General features: G+C 67.0%; 14 protein-coding genes. 6 read left to right on the top strand and 8 right to left on the bottom strand.

Translation table 11 applies throughout. From position 1 onward, the window contains the following. Positions 1-71 precede the first annotated feature (71 nt). A complete protein-coding gene (locus Pla175_RS07255; RefSeq protein ID WP_145282643.1) occupies positions 72-1,844 on the bottom strand; it encodes an ATP-binding protein in 1,773 nt (590 codons plus the stop codon). Positions 1,845-1,994: 150 nt separating this feature from the next. Continuing rightward, the gene (priA, locus tag Pla175_RS07250) at positions 1,995-4,322 is read right to left on the bottom strand and encodes a replication restart helicase PriA (protein ID WP_145282641.1); all 2,328 of its coding nucleotides are present in this window, start codon (positions 4,320-4,322) and stop codon (positions 1,995-1,997) included. A gap of 201 nt (positions 4,323-4,523) precedes the next feature. Between priA and nadD the strand changes: the two genes are divergently transcribed. Together nadD and Pla175_RS07240 are read left to right on the top strand one after the other, a co-directional pair. Further along, complete coding sequence (nadD, locus tag Pla175_RS07245) at positions 4,524-5,138, top strand: nicotinate-nucleotide adenylyltransferase (protein ID WP_145282639.1); 615 nt, start codon at positions 4,524-4,526, stop codon at positions 5,136-5,138. Positions 5,139-5,307: 169 nt separating this feature from the next. Next, positions 5,308-6,132, top strand: coding sequence for a sensor histidine kinase (locus Pla175_RS07240; protein ID WP_145282637.1), 825 nt, complete (start codon positions 5,308-5,310; stop codon positions 6,130-6,132). Here the strand turns inward: Pla175_RS07240 and Pla175_RS07235 are convergent. Next, positions 6,129-7,025: a hypothetical protein gene (locus Pla175_RS07235; RefSeq protein ID WP_145282635.1), complete on the bottom strand. Its 897-nt coding sequence runs from the start codon at positions 7,023-7,025 to the stop codon at positions 6,129-6,131. The genes Pla175_RS07240 and Pla175_RS07235 overlap by 4 nt on opposite strands. 315 nt (positions 7,026-7,340) lie before the next feature. Here Pla175_RS07235 and Pla175_RS07230 point away from each other — a divergent pair, with 315 nt between their 5' ends. Further along, positions 7,341-9,608, top strand: coding sequence for a VIT domain-containing protein (locus Pla175_RS07230; RefSeq protein WP_145282633.1), 2,268 nt, complete (start codon positions 7,341-7,343; stop codon positions 9,606-9,608). A gap of 184 nt (positions 9,609-9,792) precedes the next feature. On the opposite strand, the gene Pla175_RS26435 is transcribed toward Pla175_RS07230, so the two are convergent. Genes Pla175_RS26435 through Pla175_RS26430 form a run of 3 tightly spaced genes read right to left on the bottom strand, consistent with a single transcriptional unit; the run spans position 9,793 to position 11,413 of the window. Next, on the bottom strand, positions 9,793-10,356 hold the full coding sequence (locus Pla175_RS26435) for an IS630 family transposase (RefSeq protein WP_231954425.1): 564 nt from the start codon (positions 10,354-10,356) through the stop codon (positions 9,793-9,795). After that, on the bottom strand, positions 10,353-10,832 hold the full coding sequence (locus Pla175_RS07220) for a helix-turn-helix domain-containing protein (RefSeq protein WP_145282628.1): 480 nt from the start codon (positions 10,830-10,832) through the stop codon (positions 10,353-10,355). The genes Pla175_RS26435 and Pla175_RS07220 overlap by 4 nt, the downstream gene beginning before the upstream one ends. 50 nt (positions 10,833-10,882) lie before the next feature. Beyond that, positions 10,883-11,413, bottom strand: coding sequence for a hypothetical protein (locus tag Pla175_RS26430; RefSeq protein ID WP_231954240.1), 531 nt, complete (start codon positions 11,411-11,413; stop codon positions 10,883-10,885). A gap of 405 nt (positions 11,414-11,818) precedes the next feature. Here Pla175_RS26430 and Pla175_RS07215 point away from each other — a divergent pair, with 405 nt between their 5' ends. Next, on the top strand, positions 11,819-12,301 hold the full coding sequence (locus tag Pla175_RS07215) for a hypothetical protein (RefSeq protein ID WP_145282625.1): 483 nt from the start codon (positions 11,819-11,821) through the stop codon (positions 12,299-12,301). A gap of 293 nt (positions 12,302-12,594) precedes the next feature. Next, positions 12,595-14,019: a hypothetical protein gene (locus Pla175_RS07210; RefSeq protein ID WP_145282623.1), complete on the top strand. Its 1,425-nt coding sequence runs from the start codon at positions 12,595-12,597 to the stop codon at positions 14,017-14,019. Here Pla175_RS07210 and Pla175_RS07205 read toward each other — a convergent pair. Both Pla175_RS07205 and Pla175_RS07200 read right to left on the bottom strand, forming a co-directional pair. Further along, the gene (locus Pla175_RS07205; protein ID WP_145282620.1) at positions 14,005-15,132 is read right to left on the bottom strand and encodes a hypothetical protein; all 1,128 of its coding nucleotides are present in this window, start codon (positions 15,130-15,132) and stop codon (positions 14,005-14,007) included. The genes Pla175_RS07210 and Pla175_RS07205 overlap by 15 nt on opposite strands. Continuing rightward, positions 15,133-16,056: a DUF2167 domain-containing protein gene (locus tag Pla175_RS07200; RefSeq protein WP_145282618.1), complete on the bottom strand. Its 924-nt coding sequence runs from the start codon at positions 16,054-16,056 to the stop codon at positions 15,133-15,135. A gap of 458 nt (positions 16,057-16,514) precedes the next feature. On the opposite strand from Pla175_RS07200, the gene rpsO reads away from it, so the two are divergent. Further along, positions 16,515-16,784 carry a 30S ribosomal protein S15 gene (gene rpsO / locus Pla175_RS07195; protein ID WP_145282616.1) on the top strand — a complete coding sequence of 90 codons (270 nt, stop codon included), beginning with the start codon at positions 16,515-16,517 and terminating at the stop codon, positions 16,782-16,784. The last annotated feature ends 146 nt before the right edge of the window (positions 16,785-16,930 follow it).

Here is a 16,930-nt window from a genome sequence, read left to right as displayed (position 1 = left end):
TTGTAAGTTGGTGGTCGTCAATTGGTGGTGTGAGCCGGACCGTCCTCGGTCCCGGCGCTGGGGAACACGCCCTACGTCAACGAGGGCATGACGGGCCTCGTCAATTCCGCCACGCGTTGATTCATTTCTGCGTCGAGGTCGCCGGCCGTGGAGAGGGTCCAGGGGAGCGTGATGGTGAAGGTGCTCCCCTTGCCCAGGGCGCTGCGCAGCGTCACCTCGCCCCCCAGCAGACGGCAGATCTCGCGGACGATGGAGAGCCCCAGCCCGGTGCCGGAGTGCTCGCGGGTCATGGTGTCGCCCGTCGGCGCGGCGGCGGCGCCCTGGCGGAATTTCTCGAAGACCAGCGCCTGATCGGTCTCGCTAATCCCGATGCCCGAATCCTCCACCTGCAGCACCAGCACCCCCTCCGCCGAGCGGGAGACCCGCACGGCGATGCGGCCCCCTTCCGGCGTGAACTTGATCGCGTTGGAGAGCAGGTTGTTCAGCGCCTGCTGCAGCTTGGCCTGGTCTTGCATCATCGGCGGCAGGCCCGTGGGGCAGGCGAACACCAGGTCGATGTTCTTCCGCTCCGACAGCGGCCGAGCCAGGTCGCACTGGGCGCCCACGACGGTGTCGACGCGGAACTCGCTGGGCCGCACGTCCATCTTGCCCGACTCCATCTTGGCCAGGTCTAAGATGTCGTTGATCATCTCCAGCAGCATCCGCCCGCTGTTGGAGATATTCGCCACGTACCGCCGCTGCTTGTCGTTCAGGCTGTCGATGCCGCCCAGCACCTCGCTGAAACCCAGGATGCTGTTGAGCGGGGTCCGAAGCTCGTGGCTCATGGTGGCCAGGAAGTCGCTCTTGAGGCGGTTCATCTCGAACAGCCGCATGTTGGCCTGGGCGAGCTGATCGACCTTGGCGTCGAGCTCGCCGTTCACGTCTTGCAACGCGTCTTGCTGTCGCAGCAGCCGACGGAGCATCCGGTTGAACGACGCGGCCAGCTCCTCGAATTCGTCCCCCGTGTGGATCTGGGCGCGTTGCTCGATGTCGCCCTCACGCACCGCGTTGGTCACGTCCCGCAGGTGCTGCACCGGCTTGACGATGATGTAGCGGATGATGAAGTACAGCAAGAACATCGACAGAAAGCCGATGGTGACGGCCATCGCGCACAGGAACGCGTTGTCCTTGGCCAGGTCGCGGCGTGTCCCCTGCTGGTCGATCTCTACCCGGGCGACGGCCAGCAGGTCGTTCTCCGCCAGATTGGTCCGGGGCGAACCCGCCCCCGCCACTTGGTGGCACCCTACGCACCCCCGTTTTGCGTAGAGCGGCTGGTAGTAGCGGTAGGTCCAATGCCCGTCGGCGTCCAAGACCGACTGCTCGCGGAACTTCTTGTCCGCGCTGTCGCCCTCCGCTGCCTGCGGCGGGTTGGCCAAGAAGTAGCGCAGGATCTCTTCTTCTTCTGCGTTGGTCGGCGGGTTCTTCTGCACGCCGTTGTCGTTGGGGGGGTAGATGGCGTACAGCTCGAACGGCTGCCCCAGGCTCTGACCGCCCCGTTTGAACCATTGCAGCGTGAGCTCGTCTACGTCCTCTTCGGGATCGATGGAGCCTACGCCAAGCGACCGGTCGTACTCCCCCGCGATCGGCTTGCGGCCCCATTTGAGGAAGCACTCTTCGTACCACCCGGTCCGCACGAGCTCGCTCGCTAGCTTGCGGTCTTGATCGAACACACGGGAGGAGATCTGGTTCGAGTACCAGTAGAAGCTGAGCCCCAGCATGAGCACCAAGCAGACCCCGAACCACCAGAGGCACTTGCGCTCCAGGTTCGACTCTCCCAGCACCCGCTTAAAACTCTTGTAACTCATCCGGCCTCAGGTGGTTGTCCCGACTGATTCTACGCGGACCGGCGATTTGGCGCCAAAGGCAGTTCGCCGGGAGAATCAGACGCCGATCGCGAACAGTCGGCCCGCCCAGGCGCGTCTCGGGCGGCCGTTTCCCCGAGATGACAGACCAAATCAGAGCATATCCACCGGGTCGACGTCCGCGATCCATTCTACCGCTTTGGGGAGTTTCGCCCGTCCCATCGCGTCGCGGATCAGCGCGTGGAGCCGGTCTCGGTCGGCCGACCGAACCAGCAGGTTGAAGCGGAACTTGCCGCGCAGCCGCGCCAGCGGCGCTGGGCCGGGGCCGGTGATGCGCAGGTCGGACTCGCCTGCCTGGCTCCGCAGCCGCTCGGCGGTCGCGGTCAGCACGGCCTCGATGGGGTCGCGCGCGTCGCCGCGGGCGACGATCCGCACCAGCGATCCGAACGGCGGGTAGAGCAGCGCCTTGCGCTCCGGGAGTTCCCCGTCGGCAAAGCGGGCAAAGTCGTGCCTGGTGGCCGCGGCGATCGCGGGGTGTTCGGGGTCGAACGTCTGAACCAGCACCCGCCCCCCCCGGTCGCTGCGGCCGGTGCGGCCTGCAACCTGGGTGACCAACTGGAAGGTCTTCTCGCTGGCCCGAAAATCGGGCCAGTGGATCGCGGTGTCCGCGCTCACCACCCCTACCAGGGTGACGTTGGGAAAATCGAGCCCCTTGGCGATCATCTGCGTGCCGAGCAAGATCTGCGCCTCGCCCCGCCGGAACGCCTCGAGGGCCGTGTCGTGGCTCCCCGGTTTGCGCATCGCGTCGGCGTCCATCCGCAGGACCTTGTGCTCAGCGAATCGGGCCCGCACCTCGTCTTCCAGTTTTTGCGTGCCGACGCCCACGTACAGGATGCCCGGGTTCTGACAGTCGGGGCACGCGCTGGGGGGCTCGGCGCGGAAGTCGCACCAGTGGCACAACGCCACGTGGTCGGCCCGATGGAACGTGAGCGCCACGTCGCAGTGGGGGCACTTGAGCGCGAACCCGCACCGCGGGCACTGGACGTGCGTCGAGAACCCACGCCGGTTCAGCAACAAAATGACTTGCCCGCCGTCGGAGAGCGCCTCGCGCATCCCCTGGTAGAGCACGCGGCTGATGGCGCCCCGCGGGCCGCGGCGGTCGCGTTCTTCGCGTAGGTCGATCGTGCGGACCGCCGGCATCGGGCGGTTCGCCACCCGGCGGGGCATCTCTACCAGCTCGGACTGCCCGGTCTGGGTCTCCCACCACGCGTCCAGCGAGGGGGTGGCGCTCGCCAGCACCAGCGGGACCCCCTCGTCTTCTGAGCGCCGCTGGGCGACCGTGCGGGCGTGGTACCGCGGCGCGGTGTCTTGTTTGAAGGTGGCCTCGTGCTCTTCGTCGATGACGATCAGCCCCAGGTTCTTCGCCGGCGAGAAGACCGCGCTGCGGGCGCCCACGACTACTTGCACCTCGCCCGAGGCGATCCGCCGCCAGTGGCGCCGCCGCTCGACGTCGCTCTGATGGCTGTGCAGCACGGCGATCCGGTCGAAGCGGGCCGCAAACCGCCGTACCGTTTGCGGCGTCAGGCTGATCTCTGGCACCAGCACGATCGCCTGCCGTCCGAACGAGACCACCTTCTCCACCGCCTGCAGATAAACCTCCGTTTTCCCGCTGCCGGTTACGCCGTGCAGCAGGATGGTCCGTTGCTTGCCGGAGTCGAGCGCGGCCTCGATGGCGGCGTAGGCCCGCGCCTGATCGGGGTTGAGCTGCTTGGGCAGCTCGCGGGCGACGTCGTGCTCAAGCGCGTCGCCTACGTCGACCCGCTCGGTGTGCTCTGCGATCAGCCCCTGCTTGCGTAGCACGTTGATGGGCGCCACGGTGCAGCCGGCCCGCCCGGCAAGCTGCTTGATGGCGAGCGGCTTGGGGCTCGCCGCCAGGGTCTCCAGGATCCGGCGCTGGGTGTCGGTGACGTCGATCGACGAGATCCGCGCGGCGACGGCGGTCGGCACGTGCAGCAGCAGCACCTCGCGCGTGCCGGCCCGGGCCCGCACGCCGGCCGGCACCACCGCCTCGAGCGCCTGCCCCCAGTTGCAGAGGTAGTAATCCGCCATCCAGCGTGTGAGCCGCAGCATGGGGGCCGACACGAGCCGCTCGCTGTCGACGACCGCCAAGACTTCTTTCAGCGGCCTGCTGCCGACCTCCTTGATCCCCACCTCAACGCAGTAACCCGTCACCGAGCGGTTGCCACGCCCCAGTGGGACCCGCACCCGCCGACCCGGCTCGAGGTAGATTTCTGGTTTCCCTTTGTCGGCAAAGCGGTCGGGCGCCAGGTAGTCCAGCGGCTTGTCGAGCCCCTCGACCAGCACGATCGAGGCCACCCGCCGGCGCTCGGCGGCGTCGAGCTCCCACGGCGCCGGGTCGGATTCAAACAGGCTGCGTTGCACAACTAGCGTCGGGACCGAGGACAGAGTGGCGGACGGCATTCCGCCGAGGGGGGATGCGGGCGTCGGCCTGGGGACTTGGGCCCGGCGACCGGGGAGCGTTATCGTACGCTATCACCGCCCCTGTGCGAGCCGGCCCGTCCTCGGCCCCGGCGGCTATCCTCAGCCCTTGTGCATTGCTCGGCGGACGATCGTCCGCCGCTCGGTTTTTATTCCCAAACGCCACGGCGACGACCGCTTGCTATGCGACTAGGACTGTTTGGCGGCAGCTTCGACCCGATCCACAACGGCCACCTCGCCGTCGCCCGGGCGTGCTACGAGCAGGCCTCGCTCGATGGCGTTTGCTTCATCCCGTCGGCCGTCCAGCCGCACAAGCCAGACGGCCCCCAGGCAGGGGACGAAGACCGCTGGCAAATGCTGCTGCTGGCGCTCGAGGGGCGTGCGGGGTTTTCTGCGTCGCGGATCGAGCTCGACCGTGGCGGGGTGAGCTTCACGGTGCAGACGCTGCGTACGCTCCGCGCCCAGCACGAGAGGGCGGAGCTCTTCTTCTTGCTCGGGGCCGACACGCTGCTCGACCTGCCGAACTGGCGCGAGCCCGAAGAAGTGCTCCGCTTGGCGACGCCGCTGGTGGTCTGCCGTCCGGGGCAGCCGGCCCCCGACCGGTCGGTGCTGGCGCCGCTGCTGAGCGCCCAGCGGCTCGCCGCGATCTCGGGGCTCTCGATCGCGATGCCCCCGAACCCCGCGAGCAGCAGCGAGGTACGGCGCCGCGTCGGCGTGGGGGAGCCGATCGACGACCTCGTGCCGATCAAGGTGGCGCGTTACATCGGTCGTGCGGGCCTCTACCGCCAGCAGCGCTGAAAGGTTGCGCTCGCGGTACAGTCTACTGCACGCCGCGACGATACTCAGTGAGGGGCCCCGTCGCTCGCGCGTAAGCAGTTCTAATTAAACGGCTTACGCGTTCGGACTGGGCAAGATCGGGGCGACCCCACAAGCGGCGCAACTGGCGGCACTCACGCAGGAGGCGGGCATGCAGGCAGGCAAGGAAGGATCAACGGCCGAACTTCAAGTCGAGGTGCAGGCCCTCCGGCAGCAGTTGCTCGAAGCGCAGAAGATGGCCTCGCTGGGCGAGCTGGTGGGCACCACCACCCACGAGTTCAACAACGCGCTGACCACCATCCTCAACTACGCCAAGCTGGGGCTCCGGCACAAGGACCAGCCGACCCGCGACAAGGCGCTCGAGAAGATCATGTCCGCCGCCCAGCGGGCGGAGAAGATCGCCAACTCGGTGCTCGGCATGGCCCGCAACCGCGGCCACGACCCCGCGCCCACCGACCTCGGGGCGCTGGCCGAAGAGACGCTGGTGCTGCTGGAGCGCGAGCTGATGAAGTACCGTGTCTCGGTCGAGAAGCGGTACGAGACGGGCCGCCGCGCGCTGGTGGTGGCCAACCAGGTGCAGCAGGTGCTGGTGAACCTGCTCACCAACGCCCGCCAGGCGATGCCCAAAGGGGGCGTTGTGATGGTGAGGGTGGCCGAGGACGCCGCACGCGAGTGGATCGAGCTGACCGTGCGCGACAACGGCGAGGGGATCCCCCCCGACGTGCTGCCGCGGATCTTCGAGCGCCGCTTCTCAACCAAGCAGGGGCCGGACGAGACCGGCAAGGGTGGCATGGGCCTGGGGCTCAGCGCCTGCAAGGAGATCGTCGAGGCCCACGGCGGCAAGATCCGCGTCGAGAGCACGCCGGGGCGTGGCACGGCGTTTGTGCTCCGGCTGCCTGCCGCTCCGGCAGAAGCGGCAATCGCACTCGTAGTGCCGCTGGGCGTGCCGGTCGACTGCCAGACGTTCGCGTTCTAGTTCCCGCCGGCAGCGAGCGCCGGGGTCGCCGGTGCAAGCCGCTTGGCGATCTCGGTGAGCATCGCTTGCTCCAGCGGCTGGTCGCGGCCCAGGTCGATCCAGTAGGCGCTGGGGAGCACGACCCCGTTCTGCTGCGTGATCCGGCTGGGGAGCGAGGGGTCGTTGCGGAACGCGGCCTGACCAGCAGACGCGCTTACCGGCGCCGGCAGGTCTTCGAGCTGCTTCTCGACTTCTACCTTCACCAGGTAGCCGCGGCCGTCTGGGATTACCCGCACCAGGGCCCGCCGGCGGATGGTCTGCAGCGTGCTCTGCCAGCGGTTGAAGCTGCCGACGGAGTCGCGTCGGAGCGGTTCTAGCAGCGTGGCGCCGGTCTGGTAGGGGGTTTCGATCAGCCCCTCGGTGAGCACGCCGTCGGCCATCTTGACCCGCTGCTCGCGGACGATGGGGAAGTAGAGGCTCACCACGTCGGCCAGCTCGTCCCAGGTGTGCTCCTCGTCCCCAACGGGGATGGGCAGCGGGTTGGGCAGGCCCTGGGCGGCGGCCGGCACGCCCGGCAGCCCGAATCCCGGGCTGATAGCGCCCTGCGGCGCCGCCGGGTCGAACGCGGGCGCCGCTAGCACCCCGGGGGGGAGCGCCTGCGGCGGGAACACCACCGGGCCGCAGTTTGGTTCTGGGGCGATCATGATGGGCGGCGGGGCGACCTGCCCCGGCGGCGCGTAGATCACCTCGGGGCCACACGACTCTTCGACCACGGGCGCCTCAAATAGCGGGCCCCCCATCGCGACGCCGCCCGGCAGGATGGGCGACACCACGGCCGACTCCATCGGCGGCCCCTTGGGCGTGGCGTGGCAGCCCGCCAGCAGCAGGGCGAAGATAGCGAGTACAGTGCGCACGGGCGGCCCAGGGAATCGACAGGAACAGTCGGCGCGGAGTTTCGGGAAACCTTCCGGCCGAAGCAAGAGCGATCCAGGACGGACGAAGATAGCCACAAAAAGGCACAAGAAAGCACAAAAAAACCCAGTGACCAATCGGCGTAGAGCGGTCCGCGAAGCGCTTATTGGTCATTGAGGCTTGGGCATTGGTCATTTTTTCTTTGTGCTTTCTTGTGCCTTTTCGTGGCCATCCTTCAGCCGCACGGAACTATCCCCCCACCACAAGCGTCTCACCCACATCGCGAGTCCCCTCCCCTCGAACCCCTCGCTCCTCCCATGCTCCGCATCTCCTCACTGCTAGCCATCCTGCTCGCCGCCCCCCTCTGCTCCGCTCAGGGCCTGCTGGTCGACGTGACCCCCGAACACCACATCCGCCTGCCGCGGCCGATCCCGCGGCCCACGCCGACGCCCGGCAGCTACAAGGTGCAGGCGATCGAGGTCGACGCCAAGCTCTCGGGCCAGACCGCCCGGGTGCAGGTGTCGCAGAAGTTCCAAAACACCGGCAGCCGGACGATGGAAGTGGCGTTCGTCTTCCCGCTGCCCTACGACGGCGCCATCGATCAGCTCACGCTGATGGTGGACGGCAAAGAGCTGGAGGCCAAGCTGCTGCCCGCCGACAAGGCCCGGGCGATGTACGAAGAGATTGTCCGCAAGAACCAGGACCCGGCGCTGCTGGAGTGGATCGGCACGGGGCTGTTCAAGACCAGCGTCTTCCCGGTCCCCGCCGGCGCCGAGCGGACCGTGACGCTGAAGTACACCCAGCTCTGCCGCAAGTCGGGGGGGCTCACGGACTTCGTGTTCCCGCTCAGCACGGCCAAGTACACCACCGGGCCGCTGGACAAGCTGCGCCTCCGCGTGGCGATCGAGAGCCCGACCCCCATCGCTAGCGTCTACTCGCCCAGCCACGAAGTGAAGGTCGAACGCACCGGGAAGACCCGAGCGATCGCGACCTTCGAGGCCAAGAACACGCTCCCGTCGAGCGACTTCCGCTTGATGGTCGACGCCGCCAACCAGGGCCTGGGCGCCAGCGTGGTGTCGTTTCGACCGGAGAAGAACGAGCCGGGCTACTTCCTGTTGCTGGCCAGCCCCGAGCTCCCCGACCACCGGGGCGAGCTGCCGCCCAAGACGGTGCTGTTTGTTGTCGATCGCTCCGGCAGCATGAGCGGCAAGAAGTTCGATCAGGCCAAGGGCGCGCTGCGCTTCGTGCTGAACAACCTGAATGAGAAGGACACGTTCAACATCGTCGCCTACGACACCGCGGTCGAAGCCTTCCGTCCCGAGCTGCAAAAGTACTCCGCCGAAACGCGGGACGAGGCGCTCGGTTTCGTCGAGGGCCTGTTCGCCGGGGGGAGCACCAACATCGACGGCGCGCTGCAACGGGCGCTCGGCATGCTGAAAGACTCCGACCGGCCGACCTACGTGCTGTTCCTCACCGACGGCCTGCCGACCGCCGGCCAAACGGGCGAGGCTGCCATTGTCGCCGCGAGCGAGAAGGCCAATTCCGTCCGCGCCCGGGTCTTCCCGTTCGGCGTGGGGTACGACGTCAACAGCCGGCTGCTGGACCGGCTCGCCCGCGCAGGGCACGGGCAGACCGAGTTCGTGAAGCCAGACGACGACATCGAGGAGTCCGTCAGCCGCCTCTACAACCGCTTGGCGGCCCCGGTGCTGACGCGCGTGCAGCTAGCGATCGACGTCGAGGGCCTCACAACCGCCGACGGGCCCGCCGTCACGCGCGTCTACCCTCAGGGCGAGATCGACCTATTCTCTGGCGACCAGCTTGTGCTTGTCGGCCGATACGCCCGCGGGGGAGACGCCAAGGTGACGCTCAAGGGGGAACTGCGCGGGGAAGAAAAGACGTTCGCGTTCCCCGCCAAGCTGTCCGAGAAGAGCGGCGACGACTCCAACGCATTCGTCGCCAAGCTGTGGGCGACGCGGCGGGTCGGCGAGATCATCGATCAGATCGACCTCAACGGCAAGAACCAGGAGCTCGTGAACGAGCTCGTGGAACTGGCCACCAAGCACGGCATCGTCACCCAGTACACGTCGTTCTTGGCCGATGAAACGGCCGACCCCAACGCCGTTGCTAGCAACCGCCAACGCGCCGAAGAGGGCCTAGCAGACCTAGGCGAAGCCGAGGGTCGGTTCGGTTTCGCCCAACGCAGCGCCAAGCTTGCGTTGCAATCGGCCGCGGCGCCGATGGCGGGCCCCGTCGACGCCTTTGCGGCCGGGGGGCGCGCCATGTACCGCGAGCTGGCCGGCAAGCCGCACAACCTCGGGCGCCAATGGTTCTACGACGCCAAGGAGGGCCGCACCCGCTCGGCCGGCAACATCATGCAGCTAGGCCGCAAGACCTTCTTCCTCCGCGGCGACAAGTGGATCGACTCTGCGGTGAGCGAATCCGAAGAAAAGGGCGCCCAAACGATCGAGCGGTACGGCGCCGACTACTTCAACCTCGCCGAAAAGCACGGCAAGCACGTGGCGCAGTACCTGGCGATCGACGCGCCGGTGGTGGTGGAGTTGGATGGGCAGGTTTACACGTGGTGAGTGGTAAAGAGTGGTGAAAGAAAGGGTGGCGGGGGCGCACCGCGCCAGCGGAAGCCCCCGCAGCCCCGGGGGTAGACGTTCTGGTGGAGTGAACGTTGCCTCCGCCCCTGCGGGGGCTTCGGCTAGCGCCGTGCGCCCCCGCCACCCGTCGGCGTAGTAAGGCACGCAAGCACTGAGTTATACCTTAAACGGCTGAAAGCTGAGCCTCGGTGAAGTCTTGGAAGTTGGGTGTAAGCAAGGAGAGGAGTTGGTTTTGATGCTTGGTTTCAAGTTCACCCACGGTAGTGGTGACCGACTCGGCGAAGGCCTCGAAGTCCGGGAGGGTGCGTGCGTTGAGCGCGAGTTTCTTGACGAGCTTCCACACCCTCTCGATGAGGTTCAGGTTGGGCGAGTAGGGGGGCAGGAACAGCAGCTCAACGCCGAGCTGCCCGGCCAGCGCACGAACCGCCTTGGCCCGGTGGTACGACGCGTTGTCCAGCACGAGCGTGACCGGCTTGCGGCTGCGCCGCTTGATCGCCCGCAGCAGCTCGATGACCTGCTCGGCGCCGATCGAGCCGCGGTTGATGACCGTGACCATGCGGCCCGTGCCGTAGCTGACCGCGCCGAGCACGTTCAGCCTCTGACGGCCGGAGCCGGTGGGGACGAACCGCCGCACCGCGCTCCACACGTAGCCGAGGAACGCCCCGTAGACGAAGTGCGATGCATCGACGAAGTAGACGTGACGCTCGCCGGCGTCGGCTTCCTTCAGGCGGGGCAGCAGCTCGCTTTTTTGAAAGCGGCCTGCGCCGCCGGGTCCGCCTTCGCGGGGAGCGAGCCGGTCTTGAGCCGCTTGAAGCCGACCCGCTTGAGGTACTCGCCCACCTGCGTCTGGCATCGTCGCACGCCGGTAAGCTGCTCGATCGCGCCCGCCGCTTCGGCGATGGTGTGGGGTGGGTGCTCGTTGAGGTGGTCGCAGATCGCGTCGGTGTACGGGTCGAGCTCGCAGGCCTTGCCTCCCGAGTCCCACCGCGTGAGTCCATCGACGCCACCCGCCTCGAAGTCCCGCAGCCAACTACGCAGTGTGTTGGGGCAGCAGCCGACCACGTCGCAGATGTCCCGCACCAAGAATCCCTTGGCCTTGAGCAGCACCCCCTCGAGCTTCCGCTGCACCCGAGGGTGCGGGTGGTGGAAACGCTCGTACGCAAGCCGCTCAATGTCTTCCTCGGTGAACCTGACCGCGCCCATCCCGTCGCCTCCTGCGGTGAGAAATGCCTCCGTACAGCCGCAGCTTACCGTCAACCGGGAAGAAGACTCAACTCCGAAACGGGATGGGTATATCTGACACTAACCACCACTGATCGATCAGATGATGAGGCGGCAAGTGCGACGGCGGACTGAACTAACCAGACTGGCCTAAATCCAACCTGTCGGTCACCGACGATCATCACACCGATCTTCGAATCGTCGTTCTGAAATGCTTGGTCCACATAATGCCCGATTTGTTTCCTCATGTCTTCGTCGGAGCTTCCCACAAAAATTGAATCCTCGTCCGTACTTGTCCCACGATAAATGGCTGCGCCGCCAGGAAGTTCCGGTGCGTGGACAATCGTGATGACGACGCAATTCTCGGGAGTTGGATTGTCGAGAATCTTCGGCTCTGGGAAATCGAGCTCTAGACCAGGCGGTGTTGGGCTGCCGTATTGTGTGGTAGCGGTTGGACCCGAGTTTGTCGTCCCTTCCGGTCCGCACCCAACTGCCGTCAGGATCGGAAAGGCGCACCAGGCGAAAGTCAGCTTTAGAGTGAGAACGTGCGTAGGCGGTTGCATCGCGGTTGAGTTCGGGGCTACTCGGGATGGGCCGAATGAAATAGTGAAGCCGGGTATCGTGATTTATGCTAACACGGAGACGGCGGTTTGCGGACTCGCAGCACGTTGTCCCCCGCTTGCCGGAACTGCGGTCGCTGCCGCGACCTTGTTCGGGCCTACCACTTCTCCAGGCGCGGTTGTGGGCTTTGGGTGGCGGGGGCGCACCGCGCCAGCGGAAGCCCCCGCAGCCACGGGGTAGACGTTCCGGAGGGTAAACTTTGTCTCCGCCCCAGCGGGGGCTTCGGCTGGTGCCGTGCGCCCCCGCCACCCCTTCGAACGCGTCCACTGAATAGTCCCTAGGGTGCGATTACGCCTTCGGCTTCATCGCACCCTACTTCCTCCTCCATACATTAGCCGAGGCCCGACATGCAACGCCGCTTTACACGCACGATCTTGACCCTTGCCTGCACGCTAACCCTGGTCGCCCCGTCTGTCGCCGCGGAGCAGTTGTCGCTGCTGGGGATGCTCGAGGAGTGGAAGTATCCTGACTCCCCCTTCAGCGGCGCCCAGATGTCGGACGGCGCCACCGTGGACGCTGCCGGCAAACGCACGACCCAGTCGATTGTCTGCAACGCCGAGATGATGACCGAAGCTCCAATCAAAGAGGTGGTCGAATACTACCAGACCAAGCTTTCGCCCATGCCGAAAGCAGAAGGGGACGACGCGCCGCCGGCCGACGATGCGGGGCGCTCGGTGGTGTTCAGCGACGACTCCGAGGGCCGGCCTTTCGCGGTTCATACCGTGCTGGTCAACACCCACGATACCTCAACTACACTCATCATCTCCCGCGGCAAGGACGAGGCCCTGACCCACATCGCGTGGAAGCAATACCGCCGCTTGGGGCCGTAGCAGCGTTGGCGGGAAGGCGCGAGGTTAGCCGCAGGCGCAGAGAAACTCCCTCGTCAGAGGGGGTTTCTCGGGGCCCGCGATCGAAAAATCAAGGGGGCGCCAACCGACTCAAATCTCTGACCGAACTCAGAACCCTCCAGTAGCATGGGACATAGGGCAGAAGTCAATCCGACACCACTGCGGTTGCTCGGCCGCGCCGTTCTCTCTACGATCCCGCCCCCCAGGGCTGCCGAGCCCGCGCAAAGCAACGAAGGTCTGTTCGGAGCACACAACGGATGCATGGCTTGCGATGGATGCCCTGGCTACTCGTGACGCTCGTCGTCCCGGCAGTGGGCTGTCGGACCACGCGTTCGGCCCTGCAGGTCGCGACCGGCCGTGTCGATGCGCCCGCCGGGCGCCCTGCCAACGCGTCCGACCATCAATCGCTTAACGCCGTTGCCCTCGCAGACCAAGAGAGCGCCGCGGCCCCCGAACCGAGCCGCGACGAGGCCTTCGCCCAGATCCTGGGAGACCTGCAAGAGATCGGCGCCGCCGACCCCGAGGCTCAGCGGCTGCTGATGGAGCAGTTGCAGCAGGCCAAACCGAGCCTCTGGCCGCTGATGGTTCAGCAGTTCAAGAGCACGCTGGCCTACAGCCGGCAGTTGCGGGCAGAGCAGCCGCTACAAGACCAACGGCCCGGCGACTGGCCGGGTCAAGCGGGCGAGACCCGTATCGCCGCCCGCCCAAGCGACCCGGCGCCCGGCGACGCGCAGGCGTCGCCCGCGACGGCGCCCACGCCGCGCGTGACCCCCGCGTCGACCCACTCGGCGCCCGAGGTGACGATCCCGGGCGCGGAGCGCCAACCGGCGCCCTACCCCACGACCCGCGCCTCGACCGAGGCGCCGTCGGCCTCTACCCAAGCGGCGTGGCCTGGGGCCACGCACGTCGACGCCTCGGTCCGCCCCGTCTCGTTCCAGGCGCCTCCGATGCCCGGCGCGCCCTTGCGGCCAACGAGCGACACGGCAGCGGCGACCACGCCCGGCGACTGGCAGGGGGCCCTACGCGACGCAATCGATGGCCTCGACACCGCCGCGATCGACTCCCCCAATACCGCAGACGAGGCCTACCTGCACGCACGGCTGCGGCTGTTGCAGCTAGCAGCGGGCATGGACGACGCCGCCGTGGCGCCCATCCCGGGCCTGCCGGTCCACGAGCAGGCCTACTGGTCGAAGCAGTTGTTCGCCATCTCGACCATGTTGGGCGCCGACTCTCAGCCCGACCTCGGGCCGCGGGCCACCTCCGCGGCGATGCACCTGGCGGACGCCTCGGTAGAGCTCTCCGAGCTCGGCGCCCTGACGCTCCGCAACCTGACGTTCTGCAAGGAGGTTTACGGCTACGGCGCCTACGAGCCGCGGACCGCGACTGGGTTCCGCGCCGGCGAGGCCCTCGTGCTGTACGTCGAGGTAGAGAACTTTGCTTCGCAGCCGTCGGCCGAGGGCCAGCACACCTCGTTCGCGTCGCGTTACCGCCTGGTGAACGAGCAGGGGGGCATCGTTCAAGAGAGCGAGTTCCCCGTGATCGACGACTACTGCTTGAGCCGGCGACGCGACTTCCACATCCAATACGGCGTGACCCTCCCGCCCAGGCTGCCGGCGGGCCGGTACCGGCTTGAGCTGCACGTCCGCGACCAGCTCGCCGACAAGACGGGGCACAGCTCGATCGAGCTAGAGGTGCGCTGAGAGGGGCCGGAGAGGGATGCCGCCACACGGCTGGCATGCGCCTTCGGCGATCACGAACTGGGTCCGGCAGCGGGGGCAGTAGGTCTGGCAGTCGTCATCGATCGCTGCGGGCGCCGCGGCAAGGTCAAACGCCCCGCTTCTGCCCTGATCCGCCAGGCGCTGCGCCCCCTCCAGCAGGCGAGCGCGATGCCAACGGCGCACCACGGCGGCGTCGGCGTCCTCTGGCGCCCCGGTTGGCTCCGGGAAGGCGGTCCGGCCCCACTCGGCCTGGACGAACTCAGAGAACGCCTCTGGGCCGCAGAGCAGGCTTGCCGCGGCTAGCGGGTGGCATTCTGCCAGGGCCTTGCGACCGACCTGGTCGTACGCCCGGATCGCCGCCATGGGCGACAGCATCATGGTGACGCCCTTGGTGCGCCATCCGGTGGGTGAGCGGCGGTGGACACGGCGGTAGGCGTCGCGGAACTCAACGATCGTCAGCACCAGCAGTCCAACCAGCCACACCAACAGCAGCAACCACATGGCCCGCGCGGGGGCATACCACACCAACAACGCGGACGCCCCAAAAAAATACACGCCCAGCACGTTGCAGAGCCGACGCAGCGTCCGCGTGCGTCCCCGCAACGTCCGCAGGCGGCGTGCCGTTCGCTGCGGGGAGAGCGACCGATCGATGGCCGCCTCGACCGCGCGGCCGCGGCCCTGCTGCGAGCGCCGCGAGAGCCGGGCGATCTGCCGCGCAAGCAGGCCGGCCTGCTCCGGGGCAGCCGCAGAGGCAAAGTGCCGGTCGTTGACCAGGAGCACCGACTCCCGATAGGCGACGCTCCGGACCTGGTCCCAGGGGAGATAGCCGGCGGCTTCGGCATCGGAAAACGGCGCGATGCCCAGGGGCGAGATGGCCACGGGCGACGCGCCGGTCAAGAACGCGGGCGAGAGCGGCGGCCACGGGCATGCCCAAACCAGCGATCCCGAGGCGTTGTGCAACGCGCCCTGCTCGACCGGTCGATAGCCCAGGGGCGCCCAAGCGACAAACACGACCGCCCCGCTGCGCGCCCACAGTGCGCACTCCGAGAGGTAGATCGCGGCCAGGATGGCCAACAGCGCCTGTGCGTCCGTCATCTAGGCGGTCGTTGATTTGCTTCCGCCGCCAAATAGCTTCTTGAGTAAGGCGCCGGCGCCCACCACGCCAAGCACGATCAGCTTCCAAAACTTGGCCAGCAGGCCGCTCTTGGCGGCGATGGCCAGGGCCCCGCCCGCCACCAGCGCGGTCAACCCGTACTCGGCCACCTTGTCGCCCGCCTTGAACTCGGCGTACTTCTCTCCGGACGCGAACTCGAAGCCCGCTAGCGCGCTGCGGAACTTGGGCAGCACCGAGTCGAGGTCTTCCGGGTCGACCACTAGGTTGCAGTTCATCACCCCGCGCCTGCCGAGCCGCTTCGTGAAGTAGTTGACCACCCCGTCCCCTTCCGACTCGTACTTCAGGCCCCATTCGAGGCTGTTGGCCTCGTCGTTGTAGTAGGGCTCGACCGCCCAGCCGACAAAGTTCAGCGGCGGCAGGCCCATGGACCTGCGCTGATCGTTGCCGATCTTCGAGCTCTCGCGGAACTGCTCCAGCAGAGCGGCTTTGTCGATGTTCCCCTTCTCGTCGTCCTTCACGTAGCCAACGTTGTCGAACGAGAACACGACAAACCAATCGGTCGTCCCTTGGGGGCTGATCAGGCCGAGGTCCTCGTCGTCCGCGATGTTCCCGAATGCTTCCAGCAGGTTCTGGCTGCCCGAGCTATCCAGAAAACGGTAACCCGCAGGGACCTTAATCTGCGCCTGCGAGCCGATCTTCGACTCGGTCGGGCCCTGCTGCCATTGAAGGCCCAGCTTCTCGGTCATCAGTGCGTCGATCTGCTCGGGCGACAATTGCTCGAAGCCCTGCTCGTCTTCGCCCGAATCGGCGTCCTGCTGCGCGTACAGGCCTGCCGGCGCCACAACGAGCAGCAAGCCCGCCAGGAATAGGAGATGCGGGGTGCGGAACAGGGAATCTTTAGACATGTCGGTTCCTGGGCAGATGAGTGCGGTTCGGAGGCATGCCTGGCGGCCCGTCCGGGGCCCATCTTAGAGGCCGACCGCGTCGACGCAAGCATATTCTGGGGTGTTCCGATGCAGGGATTTAGGGAGCGCCCGAGGAAACCCGACATAATCGGCAGGGATCACCTCCGCGTGCCGAGGGCCCGCCGGCGGGTTGCAGGCGGACGCCGGTCGGGTATATTCGCTTGCTAAGCAGTGCGGAAGTAAAACCGTAGGTTAGTGTGCAGGGGCGGCGGCGTCCTTGCGGAAAGAGTTTGGCACCCCCCAGCGGCCTTTCGCTTGGGCCGGAGAATGGTCTCCGCCTCGGGAAAAGGTTGTGGGAAACTGAGCAAGAGCCGATGGGCGCGTCGGCCGGCCGGGGTATTAAGACAATGGCGTCGCAGGAAAGGTAGCAGGCGAGCGAAACCTCGCCCTCAGCACACATGTCGTTGACACGAGAACGTAAGCAAGAGCTGGTTGGAGAGTTTGGCCAAGAGGCGACCGATACCGGTTCGCCCCAAGTCCAGATCGCGCTGCTGACCAACCGCATCAGCCAGATGACCGCGCACATGGGCCTCCACAAGAAGGACTACGCCAGCCGGCGTGGCCTGCTGCGGATGGTGAGCCGTCGGCGTCGTCACCTGGACTACGTCAAGCGCACCGACCCGCAGCTCTACCTCGACCTGCTGGCCCGTCTGAACATCCGGAAGTAGCCACGCGGTTGACGCGGGGGGCGTCTTGCGCCTGGCGTCGTGCGTGTTCGGCACTCTCATTTTCTCGCGTCCCGCTCGGGACCTGGCTTGTTGCGCCCGCTGCGCAGCTCGCTCGCCAATCCGTTCCGCACGGTCGCCGCTGGACC

Origin of the sequence: Pirellulimonas nuda (assembly GCF_007750855.1) — a bacterium.
Classification (GTDB): Bacteria; Planctomycetota; Planctomycetia; order Pirellulales; family Lacipirellulaceae; genus Pirellulimonas; species Pirellulimonas nuda.
Note: the sequence above shows the minus strand (reverse complement) of the source record. Positions and strands in the feature narration are given on the sequence as shown.